The sequence below is a fragment of the Acinetobacter sp. UBA2063 genome, from assembly GCF_002333245.1.
Taxonomy (GTDB): Bacteria; Pseudomonadota; Gammaproteobacteria; order Pseudomonadales; family Moraxellaceae; genus Acinetobacter; species Acinetobacter parvus.
Map to the genome: position 1 here is coordinate 1 of NZ_DDAH01000265.1, position 16,653 is coordinate 16,653.

14 protein-coding genes are annotated in these 16,653 nt (G+C 41.6%); 8 read left to right on the top strand and 6 right to left on the bottom strand.

Annotated elements, in window-relative coordinates; translation table 11 throughout:
• Positions 1-51 precede the first annotated feature (51 nt).
• The 6 genes from B4H32_RS12450 (at position 52) to B4H32_RS12475 (ending at position 8,946) form a co-directional block, all read left to right on the top strand.
• Positions 52-1,431 carry a hypothetical protein gene (locus B4H32_RS12450; protein ID WP_004682926.1) on the top strand — a complete coding sequence of 460 codons (1,380 nt, stop codon included), beginning with the start codon at positions 52-54 and terminating at the stop codon, positions 1,429-1,431.
• Between the two features lie 178 nt (positions 1,432-1,609).
• Positions 1,610-3,886 (top strand): hypothetical protein, encoded by a 2,277-nt coding sequence (locus B4H32_RS12455; RefSeq protein ID WP_286803341.1) that lies wholly within the window; start codon positions 1,610-1,612, stop codon positions 3,884-3,886.
• 10 nt (positions 3,887-3,896) lie between these two features.
• On the top strand, positions 3,897-4,640 hold the full coding sequence (locus tag B4H32_RS12460) for a hypothetical protein (RefSeq protein WP_004682923.1): 744 nt from the start codon (positions 3,897-3,899) through the stop codon (positions 4,638-4,640).
• A gap of 26 nt (positions 4,641-4,666) precedes the next feature.
• The gene (locus tag B4H32_RS12465; protein ID WP_004769707.1) at positions 4,667-7,033 is read left to right on the top strand and encodes a DUF6160 family protein; all 2,367 of its coding nucleotides are present in this window, start codon (positions 4,667-4,669) and stop codon (positions 7,031-7,033) included.
• A gap of 159 nt (positions 7,034-7,192) precedes the next feature.
• Positions 7,193-8,242 carry a DUF6160 family protein gene (locus B4H32_RS12470; RefSeq protein ID WP_004682920.1) on the top strand — a complete coding sequence of 350 codons (1,050 nt, stop codon included), beginning with the start codon at positions 7,193-7,195 and terminating at the stop codon, positions 8,240-8,242.
• Positions 8,243-8,343: 101 nt separating this feature from the next.
• On the top strand, positions 8,344-8,946 hold the full coding sequence (locus B4H32_RS12475) for a Uma2 family endonuclease (protein WP_004682918.1): 603 nt from the start codon (positions 8,344-8,346) through the stop codon (positions 8,944-8,946).
• Positions 8,947-8,948: 2 nt separating this feature from the next.
• Here the strand turns inward: B4H32_RS12475 and B4H32_RS12480 are convergent, their stop codons facing one another.
• Positions 8,949-9,875 (bottom strand): tRNA dihydrouridine synthase, encoded by a 927-nt coding sequence (locus B4H32_RS12480; protein ID WP_010589208.1) that lies wholly within the window; start codon positions 9,873-9,875, stop codon positions 8,949-8,951.
• Positions 9,876-9,952: 77 nt separating this feature from the next.
• Positions 9,953-10,762, bottom strand: a complete 810-nt coding sequence (locus tag B4H32_RS12485) for a cytochrome C assembly family protein (RefSeq protein ID WP_004682914.1) — start codon at positions 10,760-10,762, stop codon at positions 9,953-9,955.
• A gap of 146 nt (positions 10,763-10,908) precedes the next feature.
• Here B4H32_RS12485 and ffh point away from each other — a divergent pair, with 146 nt between their 5' ends.
• On the top strand, positions 10,909-12,315 hold the full coding sequence (gene ffh, locus B4H32_RS12490; RefSeq protein ID WP_004682913.1) for a signal recognition particle protein: 1,407 nt from the start codon (positions 10,909-10,911) through the stop codon (positions 12,313-12,315).
• 294 nt (positions 12,316-12,609) lie between these two features.
• Here the strand turns inward: ffh and B4H32_RS12500 are convergent, their stop codons facing one another.
• Together B4H32_RS12500 and B4H32_RS12505 are read right to left on the bottom strand one after the other, a co-directional pair.
• Positions 12,610-13,353 (bottom strand): pantothenate kinase, encoded by a 744-nt coding sequence (locus B4H32_RS12500; RefSeq protein ID WP_004682911.1) that lies wholly within the window; start codon positions 13,351-13,353, stop codon positions 12,610-12,612.
• Positions 13,354-13,367: 14 nt separating this feature from the next.
• Entirely contained in the window at positions 13,368-14,144 is a 777-nt protein-coding gene (locus B4H32_RS12505; protein ID WP_004682910.1) for a biotin--[acetyl-CoA-carboxylase] ligase, read from the bottom strand.
• A gap of 6 nt (positions 14,145-14,150) precedes the next feature.
• On the opposite strand from B4H32_RS12505, the gene B4H32_RS12510 reads away from it, so the two are divergent.
• Positions 14,151-14,951: a sulfite exporter TauE/SafE family protein gene (locus tag B4H32_RS12510; protein ID WP_004682908.1), complete on the top strand. Its 801-nt coding sequence runs from the start codon at positions 14,151-14,153 to the stop codon at positions 14,949-14,951.
• Between the two features lie 5 nt (positions 14,952-14,956).
• Here B4H32_RS12510 and B4H32_RS12515 read toward each other — a convergent pair whose 3' ends face one another.
• Both B4H32_RS12515 and B4H32_RS12520 read right to left on the bottom strand, forming a co-directional pair.
• Complete coding sequence (locus tag B4H32_RS12515) at positions 14,957-15,499, bottom strand: GTP-binding protein (RefSeq protein ID WP_004682907.1); 543 nt, start codon at positions 15,497-15,499, stop codon at positions 14,957-14,959.
• Between the two features lie 14 nt (positions 15,500-15,513).
• Complete coding sequence (locus B4H32_RS12520) at positions 15,514-16,479, bottom strand: hypothetical protein (RefSeq protein ID WP_004682906.1); 966 nt, start codon at positions 16,477-16,479, stop codon at positions 15,514-15,516.
• Positions 16,480-16,653: the final 174 nt, after the last annotated feature.

The following is a 16,653-nucleotide window of genomic DNA, read 5'->3' on the forward strand; positions in this document are numbered from 1 at the left end:
TACAGAGAATAAAAATAAACATAGATGGATGTTTTAAACAAGGAGGTCGTTATGCGACGGTTTAAGTCTCTTCATTTGGCAATGCTGACATTGGGTAGCCTATGCTTAAATTCGGCGTATGCCTCTGATACTTTACACAGTCTTACGGATAGTGAAATGTCTGCGACGACAGGTCAGTCATTATTTACCCTGCAATACCTTGCCCCTAGCGATACTGGTAATTCCTATAACAGCACCAATGGCAATATTGGCTTCTATAAATTTGGTATGGAGGCTGAACTTCAGCTCAACGCAAATATTAAAAAGTTGCAACTGGGTTGTGGTGGTGTAAATGGTGCAAATGCCTGTGATATTGATATTGATAACGTGAGTCTAAGTGGTCTTGGAAATTCATCGACATCAAACACAGATTCCGATGCTGATAGGGCTGCTCGTGTGGGTTCCTCAGCTATTCTGAACAACCCATTTATGCAGCTTGCAATCAAGAATCCTGACAGTGCATCGACTCGACAGCTTGTGGGGGTGAATTTCAGTGCTGAATCCATTCAAGGTTTGTTAACCTTTGGTGAGGAAAACTCTAGTACTAAAAATGGGATTAATTCATTAAGTGGTTATATGGTCACAGCTGCCACCAAAGGTGAGTCAAATGTTAATGGTTTTGGCACGAGCTTGGTGTCTGGTGAGGCAGCAAGAGGTACCCTCAATCAGTCTGACGGTTACGATCCGATTACGGGGAAGGTGTGTTGTTTGCTCTTTGGTGCTGGAACATTAGACTTTGAGACCGAGTCTTATGCATTGAATTTGCGTGACAAGGCGACTGGAAGTAATATTTTAAAAGCTGATTTAACACTACCAGAGCAGGTGATTACGGGTAAGCGAATTACCAGTGCGGCACTGACGGCCAATGCAAAAGTGAGAGATATTGATTTGACTGGTAATATTGTTGCAGTGGCGGGTGGGCTTATAACGTTAGATAGAGAGCTTACGGGCACCTTGCAAAACCTAAACGTAGATGTTGCTATTAATGAGAATCTAGGATTTTTCCATAAAGCGAACTTAAATGGTACAGCGGCTTCTCTTTCAGTGCAGTCACAAAAACTACAATGGCCAGGTAATAAGTCGCTTGCACAAACAGGTTGGTGGTTGGAATTATCTAATCCGATAGACATTGGTTATATTAAAACATCTCAGTCTGTAGATATTCCTAAGTCGACACTGAACCAGACTTTCGGGCAGGTGGGTAGTTACTTAACAGATAATCCAATTTTTTGTGGTAATAACTTGGCTTCAGAATGTTTAACAGGTACTACTATTGCTTCGGGAAATCTTAACCTGATCAATGCAACACGTCCACAAATGACGCTAACGGATTTGCAATTGGCGACACAAAATTTTACTCCTAACTGCTACGGTACCTTAAAATTTTGCTAGACACCGTTGTGGTTTTTTGTTTGTGTAATTATCTTGCAGGCATGATTGATAAAGGTTGTAACTGGCATGCTTATAGCAAAGCTAGCATGATAAAGAAACTATTTGAATTCTGTTTGTTTGATAAAAAATGTCTAAGTTAAATGGATTTTTACGGATAGCAGGAGCAGGAAGAAAGACTATGGAATATAATCATAAAATAACCACGCTAGCACGTTCGATAAGCCTGATTGTGGTTTCTTCAATCTGTATGCCTGCTTATGCCTTGCAGCCTTTAGATGATAGTAGCCTCACAGAAGTTACGGGTGAGGGTATAGCATTTACGCTCAATGACTTTAGTATGCAGTTTAACGGTGCAAATGATAATGCAGGTATAGGTTATACCCGAATTATTCCAGTGGGACCATTAAGCTCAACGATTGACACTTACAACACGAACAATCCAACAACTAAAATTGGCAAAGCTGACTTATGGTTATATGGGCTTTCCATTTCAGGAAATGACGGCGATTCCACAAAACAGTTTAGTGGCAATACTGTCAATATAGGCACAGCAGATAATCCGTGGTTAATCAGTGTGAACACTGTGACCACACCTAACTTTGCAGGTGTTGATAGCTCATTAAGTATCTTAAATATTGAAGCACCTTTATTGACCAATTTACTCACAAGTGATGGCACATTACTGGGAACTGACCCGAATAGCTATGACCTTAAGCTGGGTACATGGGCAGACGCATTTGTTCGTGACCTGAGTAAAACAGAAAATCTTACCGCCACTGACAATCAATTTGGGCTGAATAGTATCGATGCAAATGGGAATCGTTATGTGAATGGCGCGAGTGGGGCAACTACACTACGTGAAAACCGTTTGCGTTTACAGGCGATTATGAATGGAGTGAGTTTAAACGGCACTAATCTTAAACTGTTCCAAACGCTAGATGGGGCGGAAACTGCGACTGGTTTAGGTTCAGCCTACTCAAGTTATAACAATACACTCGGGTTGGCGGCAACTGCCCGTATCAATAGTGGTGCTGCAACGAGTGCTCGTGCGCCGACCTTTACTGTAGGTGCAACTACTTCAGATGTTATAACCCCTGTAAATGGAGCTGTTTCGGCTTGGACACTGCTGCATGGTGGTTGGGAAACATCACTTAGCCCTTCTCAAAGTGGTACGAGTAGTTGTGGAAATAATGGTAGTGTTACCGATAGTCCAAGCTTTAATCAAACTGGCTGTCAATATATGGTACGTAGTCGTACTCGTACAGATAGTAAAACCCGTGTAGTCACCAAAAATATTACATGGGCAAATAGTGGTTTGATCAATAATAAAGTTATTCGTTTAAGTACACAAGAAAAAGGTACAACACAGGGTTTATTATCTACGCCTGCAATTAATGGTGGGACCATGCCAACCTTTGCAGATACTGAAGGTTTATTTTTATATAACCCGAACATCAATCTTGTGTTGGGTACGCAATGGCAACCATTGATCTTCGGGGTAAATGGCAACAATTTGGTCATAGAACTGACCCGTATCCCGAATCAAGAAAATGTCTATAAGCAAATTTATACCGACTATACAGGTGCAGATGCAGCATATAAAGGCGGAACCTGTAGTGTTTATTGGTGCGGGGGAGCAGGTAATGGAAACAGTGTAAATGCTACCCATAGTAGCATTACCATCGGTTCAACGGTATACACCGCCCCTGTAAATACTGGAACAAATAAAACACCATTATTGGTGACCGCCTATAAAGGAGCTGATGCAATTGGGGTGTCATTTGGTGATCTGGCAGCGGCGCAGGGAACGACCACTACAGGTACAGCGACAAATATTACTTATGCCACTACGACACAGGCGGACTATGTAAAGAGAATGAATAATAGTGATAAAACATGGCGGTATTATTGTGATACGCCTGCTGTGACTTTTACTTGTGGTTTGGGTGGAAATAATGCGACTGGTACTTTAAATCAGTGGCAATATGGTGCGACTGTTGTGAATGAGATTGTTACTCAAGATGCTTCTGCTGGTACGAACTACCCTTCTTCTAGTACGAACTACGATTACCCCGTGGCGAATGGAACTGGATACACATGGAGACACAATCAAACTGCTGCTGGGCTGTGTGGGGCTGATACTGACTGTACTTATTATAGTGCAACCAATAACCGTAACTGGGTATACAATCCTGCTACTGGACAAGTAAATATAGGTTCAACAACCCTGCCGTTTGTCACAACAACTGACAATAATTTAGATACTTGGTTAGGTACTCAGGGTAGCACAGCAAGAACAACCAATATTTTATCGGGTACTAGTGCATTGGCCAATCAGGCAGCAACAACAACAGTCCCAACTAATTTTGTACCACTCAATGCGGTAAACCTCGGGTCTGCCGTGATTGATGGTGTGCTGATTCAGCACATGAAAATCACCACCAAAGGACTATAAGGAGAAAACCATGAAAAAAAATATATTGTTTTCTGCTTTGTTGTTGGTGTTTGGTGCTGCCCATGCAGACTTGCAAAGTTTAAATAATCAGCAGTTACAACAGGTTGAAGGGCAGGCGAGTGCGGCCACTATTGATTGGACTTTGCGGCTGAATCAAAAAGAAACCACTGCTGGTTCTGGTGTTTATACATTTGATACCGACACCTGTGCAGACTTGCGCTTTTGTCGTTTTGCCGTTTCTTCTAATAACCGTTATGACAACGGTTCGTATATAGATGCCACTGGTACTATTCGTAAACCAGATGGTAGTGCGGGTACTGCGGCAGATTTGGGTAAAAAACAATGGCTTGTTTTTAAAGGCATACAGGGGAGTATTCAACTGCAAAAAGTCGATATCGATGGTACAGACTTATTGTATAGTTCCGATGCAAATATGACGGGTACACCCGACCAAATTAAAGCGGCCTTGCAAGTGTCATTTAAAGCGGCTAACCCAATTAAAATTCGCAACTTTGGGTTTAATGCTCTGTCGATTGAAACCGATACGGTTGCAAATGAAGGGACAGGAAATGTTCCAGGTTATTTAAATGCCGATAAGTACGGTGCTACAGCAGGTACAAATATTAAGGTCACAACTTCGGTTTATGACCAAGGACGTGAAACAGGTTTTATGGGAATGATGATGAATGGCAATTTGGCATTACAAGGTAACTTAAAAGTGTTTAGTTGTGATGGATCAATGAAACGTTGCTAATTCAATTCGATTCATGGAGGATAGAAATGAAAAATAACAAAAACCGCCAACTGCCTGTATTTCGCCTGACTGCTTTGGCGATGAGTTTATGTGCAGCACAAAGCTCCGTTTATGCCATGCAGGCACTGAACGAGCAAGACTTACGTGCGGTCAATGCGCAAGACGGTATTATGTTGGATACTCAATACGACAGTCTAAACATCGACCACCTGTATTGGGAAGACAATGTTGGTGGGTCAAATACTCCATTGCGTGCCTATGCCGATGGCATCTCGATTACCAAAAATAGTCCAACAGATCATATTGGCACAACGTTTAAAATCAATGCAGGTTCAGACACAGGCACAGGAAAAGCAGGTGTGGACTTAAGCATTGTGTCTCGTTATGGCACCATTGCCGCAGATGCCTTTAAAATTTGTGATGCTGCGGGTAATAACTGTGGTCAAAGCCCATTTGGTTTAACTGTCCAATCGACTAAAGACGCAACTCTGCATTTTATTACCCAAGATGGTTTATTTAGCCCTACCAGTTTATCCACCGCTGAAATTTCATGGGTAGATGTCAATATTTACTTAAGTAATTTGGAAAATACTGCCCAGCCGCTTTCTTCAACCATTAACCAACTTATTTTGAAAGGCTTTAACTTCAATGTGAAAGGTCAGGGTTATATGTATGTTGACCCAATCAAAGGCCTTGTTTTAAGTACAGAGCCAGGTTCAGGTACGGGTACATCAGGTTATTTTGATTTAAATCGCGTTTGTACAGATGCCGCATCATGTGCGACCGATGGATTGAAAGCATGGAACTCAAAACCAGGTCTAAACATTGACTTTGTTGCAAAGAAAAACTCAGGCAATATCAACGGTAAAACGACTTATAACGTAGATAACACTTCGGGTATGATTCGTGTTGGTGCATCGGGTCGCTTAAAAAATGCCAGTTTAACCATTCGAGGGACTAACGGTGCTACAGATACCAATGGTGCCATTTTAGGTAAAGCATATTCGGCTGCAGATGTTGCAAGTACGGCAAATATTATGGGCAGTTCGGGCATTGCCATGCGAGTAAAAGCCGACTTTACCAATGACGGCAGTAACCCAACTACGTTAGAGCTTGGTCATGGCGGTGACAATGCCTATGCATTACAATTTAGCAATTTTAGTCCGTTGCTGATTCGTAAACAGAATAATGGTGGGGCTTTCAACCCAGATGCTGCTTATTTCGATTCGGGCAATGTGTATGTCAACCTTGCCAACACCAAACGCTTGGCTTTGCCAGAAAACTCGGCGTTAAATGCAGCACCATTTCTAGCTGGAAAGCTGACAATATCGGATGATTATAAGCAGCTTGTGCATAGTGCCACAGGGGCTAACCCGAATGCTGTGGTTGTTGCGACACGAGGAACAGACTTTCAGGCTTTATCACGCCATACTGAGTTTATTGCCGATCAAAAGATTTATAATGATGGCGACACGAGCAATGACCCATCAAGCACTCAGGCAACAACGGGAACATGGGGCTTGGGACTGCCGTTTTATAACCTCAACAGTAATCTCGCAATTTATGGCACAACCTTCACAGGTAAGCCTTACGGTTCAGCAGCGGTTGAAAATGCACAACGTTTAGGTTTTTCACTTGGTATGACGACTCAAGGCGTCAGTGCAGATGGTAGTAAAACAACTTCAATTTTATTGATTGATGGTAAAAAGTATAGTCCTACGAGTTTTGATGCAACAACAAAAGTCAGAAATGCTGACCCTGCGGGTGACCCAATTAACTATTATATTGGCGTGCGTAATATTGATATGTTGTTGAAAGGCTACGGTAGTATTGGTATGGAAAACGGGTCGTTAAACCTAAACATTCCAGACTTTATGTTTGCTGCGGCAGGTCAGGTTGCGGTGGGTTATTTACCAGGGTCGCAATATAAAACTTCACTGGGTGGTACTGCAAAATATGCACCTATTGATGGTTTTTTAACAACTAAAGATGTCTTATTTGGCTTGCGTTTACGCATGGCAGGCAGTGTTGACATGACCATGGTGCCAGGTGGCACAACCGCTGAAAGCAACTTTATTAGTTTCGATGGTAATTTAAATTTAACCAGCGGCGCGGTGCAAATAGTAGAGCCTGTTGACGGTTCTATTATTGGTTTAGACAATATTACAGGGAAGCTTGGTTTTAGCAACCAAATTAAAATCCACAAGGACAATGTCGATTTTAATACTGCCTTTACTATTAACCCAAATAAAGATGCCGCAGGTGTGTTGCGAATTAAAGATTTTAATTTATACCCAGCGACAGGAGGGGTTCCAGGCAATGCACAACGGTTGGGTGAAATGGTCTTTACAGGTGGTAAAATTACCAGTAACTTTAATATTACCCCACACTAAATTGCTTTTCCATGCGTGGGGATTTTCAAATGCATGGAATATAAAGAGTGAGGGTGTTTGAACTAAACTTAAAGCCATTTATCTTTTTAAAGTTGCCATCGACTTGAACTATGCTAGACTACAGGTCATATTTTAAACATTTGTCTATGGATTAGGGCAATGCTAAAAAACAAAAAACTAGGATGTTTATCGCTTTTATTGCTCTCCCCTATGGCGATGGCAATGCAACCCCTTGACGATCAAAGTCTTTCTGCTATGACAGGTCAAGACGGTCTGACCGTAAGTGTAAATATTTCTAAGATTGACTTTAAACAAGCTGCAATTATTGATAATGACGGCTTTAGCAATCCAGATGCAACTTTACCAGGGAAAGCGGCTTTAGTGATGGCTACTAGTCCAGGTGGGCCTGCTAATATTGGTATTGATTTTGTGCAAACATTTAATGCAAATGGTTCCATTCAAAATAGTTCGTCTGAATTATTTAAAGCCGTCATAGACTCTGATGCAGGCACAGGCACAAATGGTGCATTCGCCAATGTTGCCTTGACTTTGGGAAGTGATGTAAATGGTCTACGAATCCGTCCATTCTCGGTTTATTTGACACCAGATCAATATGATCCTGGCGATTCTACCAAACACGCGATCTCTACTTTAGTGGGGTCAGACTACACACAACACTCTATTTTTAGTACAGGTACAACACTTAAGTCTGCCAACATTAAAGAGTTATTGCGTGTGAGCAATAATATTGATGTTAAATTTATTACCACCAATAAACCACGTATGAATATTCAACTTGGAGCTTCTCCACAGGGTCATTTAGTAATGTTGGATGGCGCAATTGATTCAGTTTGTGCCCCAACCACCACACAGCCGAATGGTTGTTCATTTAACCTTGTTTCTGAAACAACAGGTTTGAAGTTTGATTTACAAATGTCTGGCAAAGATGCTAACGGTTTCTCTTTGAATGGCTTCTATGCAGGTATTGAAGCTGGCGCAGGTAGTATTCCTGGCGCTGTGGTATTTGGTAATACAGGCACTTCAGATAAACTCAATCTATCCTTAAATAATATAAAGATGGGAGATGAAATTCCTGTAGGGAATTTAAATTCCAATATTTTTAATGGTTTGCAAAATGGCTCACTTGGCAATATTGGTGCAGTAGGTGTTTCTGCAACTAATTTAAAAATGCGTGTCAGTGGTATGTAAATTAAATGCGCAGTTTTCCAAAGCGGCTTCGGTCGCTTTTTTTTATGCTTAAAAAGTGGTAAATGTTTGAGGTCAATCTATTTTGATGAACGGAAATACGCATGCCAGTTGCAAAAAAATATGATCTGATCAGTGAACAGGATTACCTAGAGGCTGAGTTGCTGTCGGATATTCGTCATGAATATATTGATGGTGAAATCTATGCCTTGGGTGGAGCACATAAATATCACAATCTAATTACAGGCGAAATGTTTAGAATATTGGCAAATCATTTACTGGGAAAGCCTTGCCAAACCTATGCATCAGACATGAAAGTTAAAATTGATCAAAAATACTTTTATCCAGATGTCATGGTGGATTGTAGCAATGAAGAGACGGACTACTTTGTTGAAAAACCAAGTATTATCGTTGAAGTTTTATCAAAATCCACTCGTCAGCGTGACAAGACCGACAAACGCCTAGCCTATTTTCAGATTTCGACTTTAAAAGAATATGTCATGATTGAACAGGACTTTGTTGAAATTGAGTTTTGGTCACGAGATCAGGACAATCGCTGGCAACAGTCAGTTTATTATTTAGGCGATGATATTACGTTTCATTCAATTGATTTAACTGCTTCAGTTGAAGATATTTATCGCCAAGTTAAGAATGAAGATATGTTGGCATGGTGGGGAAAAAAACAACAGCAACAGCTTGATTTATAAAACTAACGGTGTAATTGTTGTAGAATATCTTCTAGCTGTTTCATTTTTTTCACCTGATTCCAAAGCGCTTGCGCTTCTGGATAGGCTTTGCTCATCATACCCAGCCATTGTTTATAACGCCCAATCATTCCGACTTCGGTTTTAAATTGACCATTTAAAAAGCGTTGTTGCAACTCAACCAAATCCTGCCATGACAAAACAGCTCGATCCTTATTCTGACGGATACATAAGGTTAAATCTGGCGTGGTGACTGCACCACGTCCCAACATGATGTCTTGGCAATGTGATTGTTGCAAGCATGCTTTGGCATCTGCATTATTCCAGATTTCACCATTGGCAATGACATTGATTTTTAGTGCTGCAGTAATCGGCTGAATTTTTTCCCAGTAGGCGGGTGGGGTATAACCATCGGCTTTGGTCCGTGCATGCACTGTAAGCCAACTTGCGCCAGCATCTTCTATGGCATGCGCATTATCGAGGGTGTGGTTCTCGTCTAAATAACCAAGGCGCATTTTTGCTGAAACGGGAATATGTGCAGGAACAGCATCACGAACAGCTTTTACCAGTTGGTGTACTGTTTCTGGCTCATCCAGTAAGACAGAACCACCACGATGACGGTTGACCGTTTTGGCAGGACAGCCAAAATTTAAATCAATGGCTGGTGCGCCCAATTCCACAACTTTCGCGGCATTGGCGGCCAACATCTCTGGATTGTTTCCAAGAAACTGCACATGCACAGGTGTACCCGCTGCGGTTTTACCATCAGTTTTTAATTCTGGGCAGAAGCCATAATACACATGCTCTGGCAGAATGCTTTCGGTAATACGAATAAACTCGGTCACGCACCAATCAAAACTGCCAACATGGGTGAGCACATCACGCATGATTGGATCAGTCAGACCTTCCATTGGGGCGAGGATAAGTTTCACGGTCATTACCTAGTAAAGCAAAAACAGCGTTATACGCATTTTAAGATAGGCTGTCCAGTGTTTTAGGATGTCTGAATTTAGCGGCCTAAAATCATTTCTAAAACAAATTTACTGCCGATAAAACCAATTGCAAGCAGGACAAAACCTGTAATGGTAAAGCGAATTGCTTTACGTCCGCGCCAACCAAATTTGTAATGCCCAATTAAAAGTGCACCATATAAAAACCATGAAATAATACTAAAAGCGGTTTTATGTGCAAGGTGCTGGGCAAAGAAGTTATCAATTGTAAAAAAGCCAAAGAGAAGTGCAGCAGTGAGTAAACCAAAACCTGTGATGATCAAGTCGAACAGCAGGGATTCCATGATTTGAAAAGGAGGTAAGAGGTTGACCCAAATGCGTTTTTTTTGTTTCTTTTTCAGTTCCCTGTCCTGAAACCAGAGCAATACCGCCTGAATGGTTGCCATTAACAAAACAGCATAGGCGGAAAGGGATAAGATAATGTGTAAATCCAGTCCAACGGAATGTCGTTCAATCACTTGATTCGGTTGACTAAAAGCATATCCTAAAATTAAACCAATTGCGGCAACAGGAGTGCCAATTAAATTTAATGGTAAGATTGGTCGAATTAAACTTAAAATTAAACTGAGTGCCAGCATTAGTCCCGAAGTAAAAGAAATCAGGTTAAACACATCATAATTTACTCCCATTGGTGTCATCATGTCCCGATACAGTATAGCGCCGTGCAGGACCACTCCAAAGCTGACAACAAGACCATAGCACCAGAGATTTGGGGTACGTTTTGACATTAGGTGGATAAACAAATACCAAAAGGAACTGGTATATGCAACAAGTGCCAAAATTGTGTAAACCAAGGGGAGACTGATCATGTCAAACCTTTTTGAGGAGGATGAATAATATTCACCATATAAGATATAAATTCGCTTCGAACTACAGTATCCTATAGCATTCTATGCATAAATTTTCTATTTTAAGAAAGATTTTTTGCAACTAGCCATTTTAAGCGGATTTCGCAATGTTTGATACCTTAACAGAACGACTCACACAGAGTTTAAGAAATGTTACTGGCTCAGGGCAGCTGACCGAAGACAATATTAAAGATACCTTACGTGAAGTACGTATGGCACTTCTTGAAGCCGATGTGGCGTTACCTGTAACTCGTGAGTTTATTGCGAAAGTTAAGGAAGAGGCGCTTGGGCAGGAAGTGATGACTCAGCTTTCCCCAGGTCAGGCATTTGTCAAGATTGTCTATGATGAACTCACCAAGATGATGGGTGAGGCCAACGAGACTTTAGATTTAAGCGCAAAGCCGCCTGTGGTGGTGTTACTTGCAGGTTTGCAAGGTGCAGGTAAAACAACAACTGCCGCAAAATTAGCGCGTTTTCTGAAAGAGCGCCAAAAGAAAAAAGTAATGACGGTTTCTGCTGATGTCTATCGTCCAGCGGCAATTAAGCAGTTAGAAACAGTATCGAATGAAGTTGGAGTGGGTTTCATTCCATCAGAAGCATCTGAAAAGCCAATTGATATTGTGAATCGTGCCATTGAACAAGCTAAAATCCAGTTTGCTGATGTTTTAATTGTCGATACCGCAGGACGTCTGCATGTCGATGAAGACATGATGGATGAGATTAAAGAATTACATGCTGCGGTGAAACCGACCGAAACTTTATTCGTTGTCGATGCAATGACAGGTCAGGATGCGGCTAACACAGCAAAAGCGTTTAACGATGCTCTGGCTTTAACGGGCGTGATTCTTACCAAAACGGATGGTGATGCACGTGGTGGTGCTGCACTTTCTGTTCGTGCGATTACAGGTAAACCGATCAAGTTCTTAGGTATCGGTGAAAAACTAGATGCACTTGAGCCATTCCATCCAGATCGTGTTGCACAACGTATCTTGGGTATGGGTGACGTACTTTCTTTGGTCGAAGAAGTTGAACGCAAAATCGACAAAGAAAAAGCCGAAAAAATGGCGAAAAAACTGCAAAAAGGCGGAACTTTCAATTTTGAAGATATGCTGATGCAGTTTGAGCAAATGAGCAAGATGGGCGGTATGATGAGCTTTCTGGACAAGCTACCAGGTATGAGCAATTCGGGCATTCAGGATGCGATTGCACAAGCAAACCCTGAAAAGCAGGTCAAGCGTATGGAAGCCATTATCCAGTCCATGACCGTCAAAGAGCGCCGTAATCCAGACCTAATCAATGCCAGCCGTAAAAAGCGTATTGCCGCAGGTTGCGGTATGGATGTTGCCGAAGTGAATAAACTGATGAAGCAACAGGCGCAAATGGCAAAAATGATGAAGAAGTTTGCCAATCCATCGGGTATGAGCAAAATGTTGAAATCACTTGGCAATATGCAGAAACAGTTTGGTGGTGGCAATATGGGACCATTATTTGGCAACAATGAACCAAAGAAATAATCGTTTTCAGTTTTGAAAAGGCGCTTAATGCGCCTTTTTATTTTTTAGTTTAAATCAATAAGTGTATAAATTTAATACAAAAAATCAACATTAGATAAAATCCCAACATAAGAGTATTGATGCTAAATATTTGTTTTATATTTGGAAATATTATTAATTATGTCGCATTTTTCTAAAAATAAAGTGTTTATCATACATTGTGAACATGCCGATCCAGACCAGCATTGGTATGGCTGGCTGGAAGAATAACTTAAAAATCTGAATGTGGCTTAAGCGGCATATATTACAGACGCTTCAAAGCCTACTTAAAGTGGAACTGAGCTGAACATAGTGTTTTAAACCCTTTAGCAATAAATCAGGTTCAATCTGCGGCTGGTAATGTCCCAAAAATTTGGCAAACAAGTTGGCATCACCGCCTGTTAAGATCAGGTGTTTAGGAGAGTGATGCATAATCTGGTCAATGGTGCTGATCAGGCCCAACAGAATCCCATGATGGACAGCATCAACTGTGTTGTGTCCAGGCTTTAGATTATCAAAAGCGGAATCAGGAATTTTAATACCTTTGGTATTTTGAATGAGTGAATCTCGTTGCAAATACAGGTTTGGCAAAATATAGCCACCTAAATGTTGTAACCCCTCAACCAGATCAATGGTTAATGCTGTACCACAGCCGATCACACAAAAACTTTCGTTCGGTTTTGCCACCGCCAAGACCTGTAACCAGCGATCAATCCCAAGTTGGCTTGGCACATCATAGCCGCATTGCAAGCCAGCATATTCTGCATGAACCTTTGCAAAGATAATCGGAATGTCCAGAACAGCCAGAATCATTTGAATACGCTGGTTGTTTTCTGCATCCAGTACTGAGGAAATACCCACCCGACTGAACTGTTGATGGCGAAAATGCTGGATCAGGCCTAAGAGTAAATCTGCGGGAGACTGTAGATGAAGTTCAGCCGCGTGCTCAAGCACCTGGTCATTTTCAGTGACCCAGTATTTTAGCCGTGTATTGCCAATATCAAGCCATAAACTTTTCATAGGATAACGATTTCTCAAATTTCAGCCAAGCGTAAGCGACCTTGATAAAACTGCTGTGCTTGATCAGTTTTAATGATGACAGCACCGTCATTGGAGATACCCTGAAAACGTCCCTGAAGCTTGCCTTGGGCATGTTCAAATTCCACCTGCTGATTTAGCCAAATGGCATGATGGTTAAAACGTTCAGCCAGATTGTAGCTGCCATGTTCAAACCATTGTGCTGCCTGCTGGATGGCAGTATACAGTTCGGCAATCAAGTTCAGACGCTCGATTTGATGCAAACCCAGCCTATGCAATGAGGTGATGGGCTGGTCTGCATTCTCAACAGGTGGCGTATTCAGATTGATGCCAACCCCAACAATGGCTTGATTCACGCAGAGTGACTCTACCAAAATCCCACCCCATTTGCCTTGGGGGCTATACAAGTCATTTGGCCATTTAACCTGTAGGTTTAAGCCTTGCAAGCTTGGTATTTGTAGAATATTCAATGCAACTTCAAGAGCGAGGCGACCATCCAGTGCTGTCTTGCTTTGAATCAGTGTGCTTAAATAAACGTTTCCTTCAGGAGAGACCCATTGTCGCTGGTGCTGACCACGACCCTGAGTCTGCTGTGCGCTGCATACCAATCCTGTGCTAATGCCTTTTTGTGCAATTTCACGCATATCATCATTGGTCGATGTGGTGGTGGTTTTTAATAAAACCACTTCGGGAAACTGATTTTTTGCGTTGAGTAATTGCTGTAACTGGCAGATTGCGAAATCATCCATCATTTTTACAAGTAGAGTGGTCATGTGTTTATGGAGTTAATCATATATTTGCTGATTGGTGCAATTGCTGGATTTACTGCAGGTTTGTTTGGGGTGGGTGGTGGCCTAATTATTGTGCCAATTTTATATATCGTCTTTACTCAAATGAATTATGACGCGAATGTGATTATGCATGTTGCCGTGGGGACATCCCTAGCCACCATTATTGTGACCTCAATCAGCTCAGTGATGGCACATCATAAAAAAGGTGCGGTGTTGTGGCAGGTGTTCCGTAATTTGGCGCCAGGATTGGTGCTGGGCTCATTTATGGGGGCTGGAATTGCCGATCTTATGTCAGGCCAGCATTTGCAACTAGTGATCGGTGTTTTTGCGGTATGGATGGCGTATAAGATGTTTAGAGGCGCACATGCGCTTGTTGATGCAAATCGTCATTTGCCATCAGCACCCTTGCAGTTTGCTGCGGGTGGGGGAATTGGGGTGGCTTCTGCTATTTTTGGGATTGGCGGTGGCAGTTTAACCGTGCCTTACCTGAACCGTCATGGCGTGGTGATGCAAAAGGCGGTGGCTACTTCAGCAGCCTGTGGCCTTCCAATCGCTGTGGCTGGGGCCTTAGGTTTTATGTGGTTTGGTGCCAAAGAGCAGATTGATGTTCCAAATACCATTGGCTATGTGCATATCTATGCTTTTCTTGGGATTAGTGTGATGAGTTTTATCACGGCTAAATTTGGTGCCAAAGTCGCACATCGCCTATCTCCTGCGATGTTGAAAAAATGCTTTGCAGGTTTACTGGTAGTGGTTGGCTGTTATTTCATTTATAAAGGGCTGATGTAGGCCCTTTAATTCACCAGTCCATAATGCACTTCAACGCTTGCAATCAGGGTTTCAACCAGAAGCAAGACATCATCCTGTTGCCGTGCATCGACAAAGAACAGTGGATAATTCAGTTCCCTTGTTTTCAGCCAATCCCGATAGATGGACAGGGTGCGTTCTGGCTTACGGTCAATATGGGTAACGGCAATCACAATATTGTTGCCAAAAGGCTGGAATGCCTGCACATACTGCTCTAGGTCAATTAGTGGATTTTCTGCGGTGTGGTCAATCATGACAATGGTTCCAATCGCACCCTTACAAATCACCGCCCAGATAAAATCAAAACGGTCCTGTCCTGGCGTGCCGTATAAACCGACCTTGACTCTATCTTCCAGTGTCAGCTCGCCATAATCAATTCCCACCGTGGTGAGTAGCTTTTCATGGGATTCGGTATCGGTATTCAATGCTTCAGTGCTCAGCACCTCAATTTCTGATAACGTTTGGATGGCGGTTGACTTCCCTGAACCCATGGTTCCGCCAAAGACAATTTTATATTGATGTAAAATCATAAGTTTGTCCCTAATCAAAAGCCTAAACGGTTACGCAAGCGGCCAAACAGCTTTTGCATAAAATGTTGTTCAGTCTCATTTTTCTGGATTTGAGGGCTATATTTTGCTTCCCGATCCTTGATGAGTTTTCCGAAATTTGTACCCAGACAGGCAGCAACGAAATGTCTTACTCTCTGTTCAGGTAGCTTGAGCTGGGCTGCAACGGTATCAATCTTTGCACCTTGGGCAAAACAGGCTGACATTCGCAAAATGTCCTGACGATCAATCCTGTTTTTTGGCTGTGGCCAAATTTCTAAATAGAAACTTGATGCAGAGGGGGGGCAAAGTTCATTAAAATCTTTTGATGCCCAAAGTAAATTCCACAACCATTGTTTTAAATCTTGTTGTGGTGTCTCTGTGATCCAAAGTTGGTCATTTTGTGTGGCGTAGGTGTAATTTAAGCTTGGATCTGTATGTAATGTTTGTAGCATCGGATTTTGCCAAACCCATTCGTTACGAGGGTCTGCAATTGCAACTAAACCATTGTGATCAAATAACTGAATTTTGCCATTTTTAGGTTTGAGGATTTCTTGTAGAACTTCCGTGATTTGTTTCCGATGAATTGTAGTATTGGTTGCTTGAGGTGGGGAAACTTTCTCTATCGCAGCATTTTTAGCTAAGCGCTCATTTAGCCATTGATGTAGTGAGTGAAGATGATTCAATGGTAGATATAGAATGTCATCTTCGATTGAACCATTTTTATCAGCATTATTGGCAATTTGTAGAACATTAATATGGTTATTTTTGATTAAGCTTTTGATATTCGGTGAATCAAAAAAGATATGATTGATCATCAAAATATCGAGATGTGGTTCAGCAATATTGCTCCAATTGAGTTGGATATGACTAGGAATAGCAGTTTGTATATGTTCTTTTAATTCATTTAATGTTCTGAGACTGAGCCCAAAAATTGCGATATTGACAGCCTGATGAACACCCATGATACTACTCATATAGAATTACTGAACACTTTAGTAAAATGAAAAATGTTTTTAGTTTAATAAAAATATTCTCTGTACACGACAAATTTCACAGAACCCTTATCCTATCAGGATTCTGCTTTCTTAAAATTGCCAAAATTTCCTTAAACTCTTCTTTTTTCCCAAAACCAATTA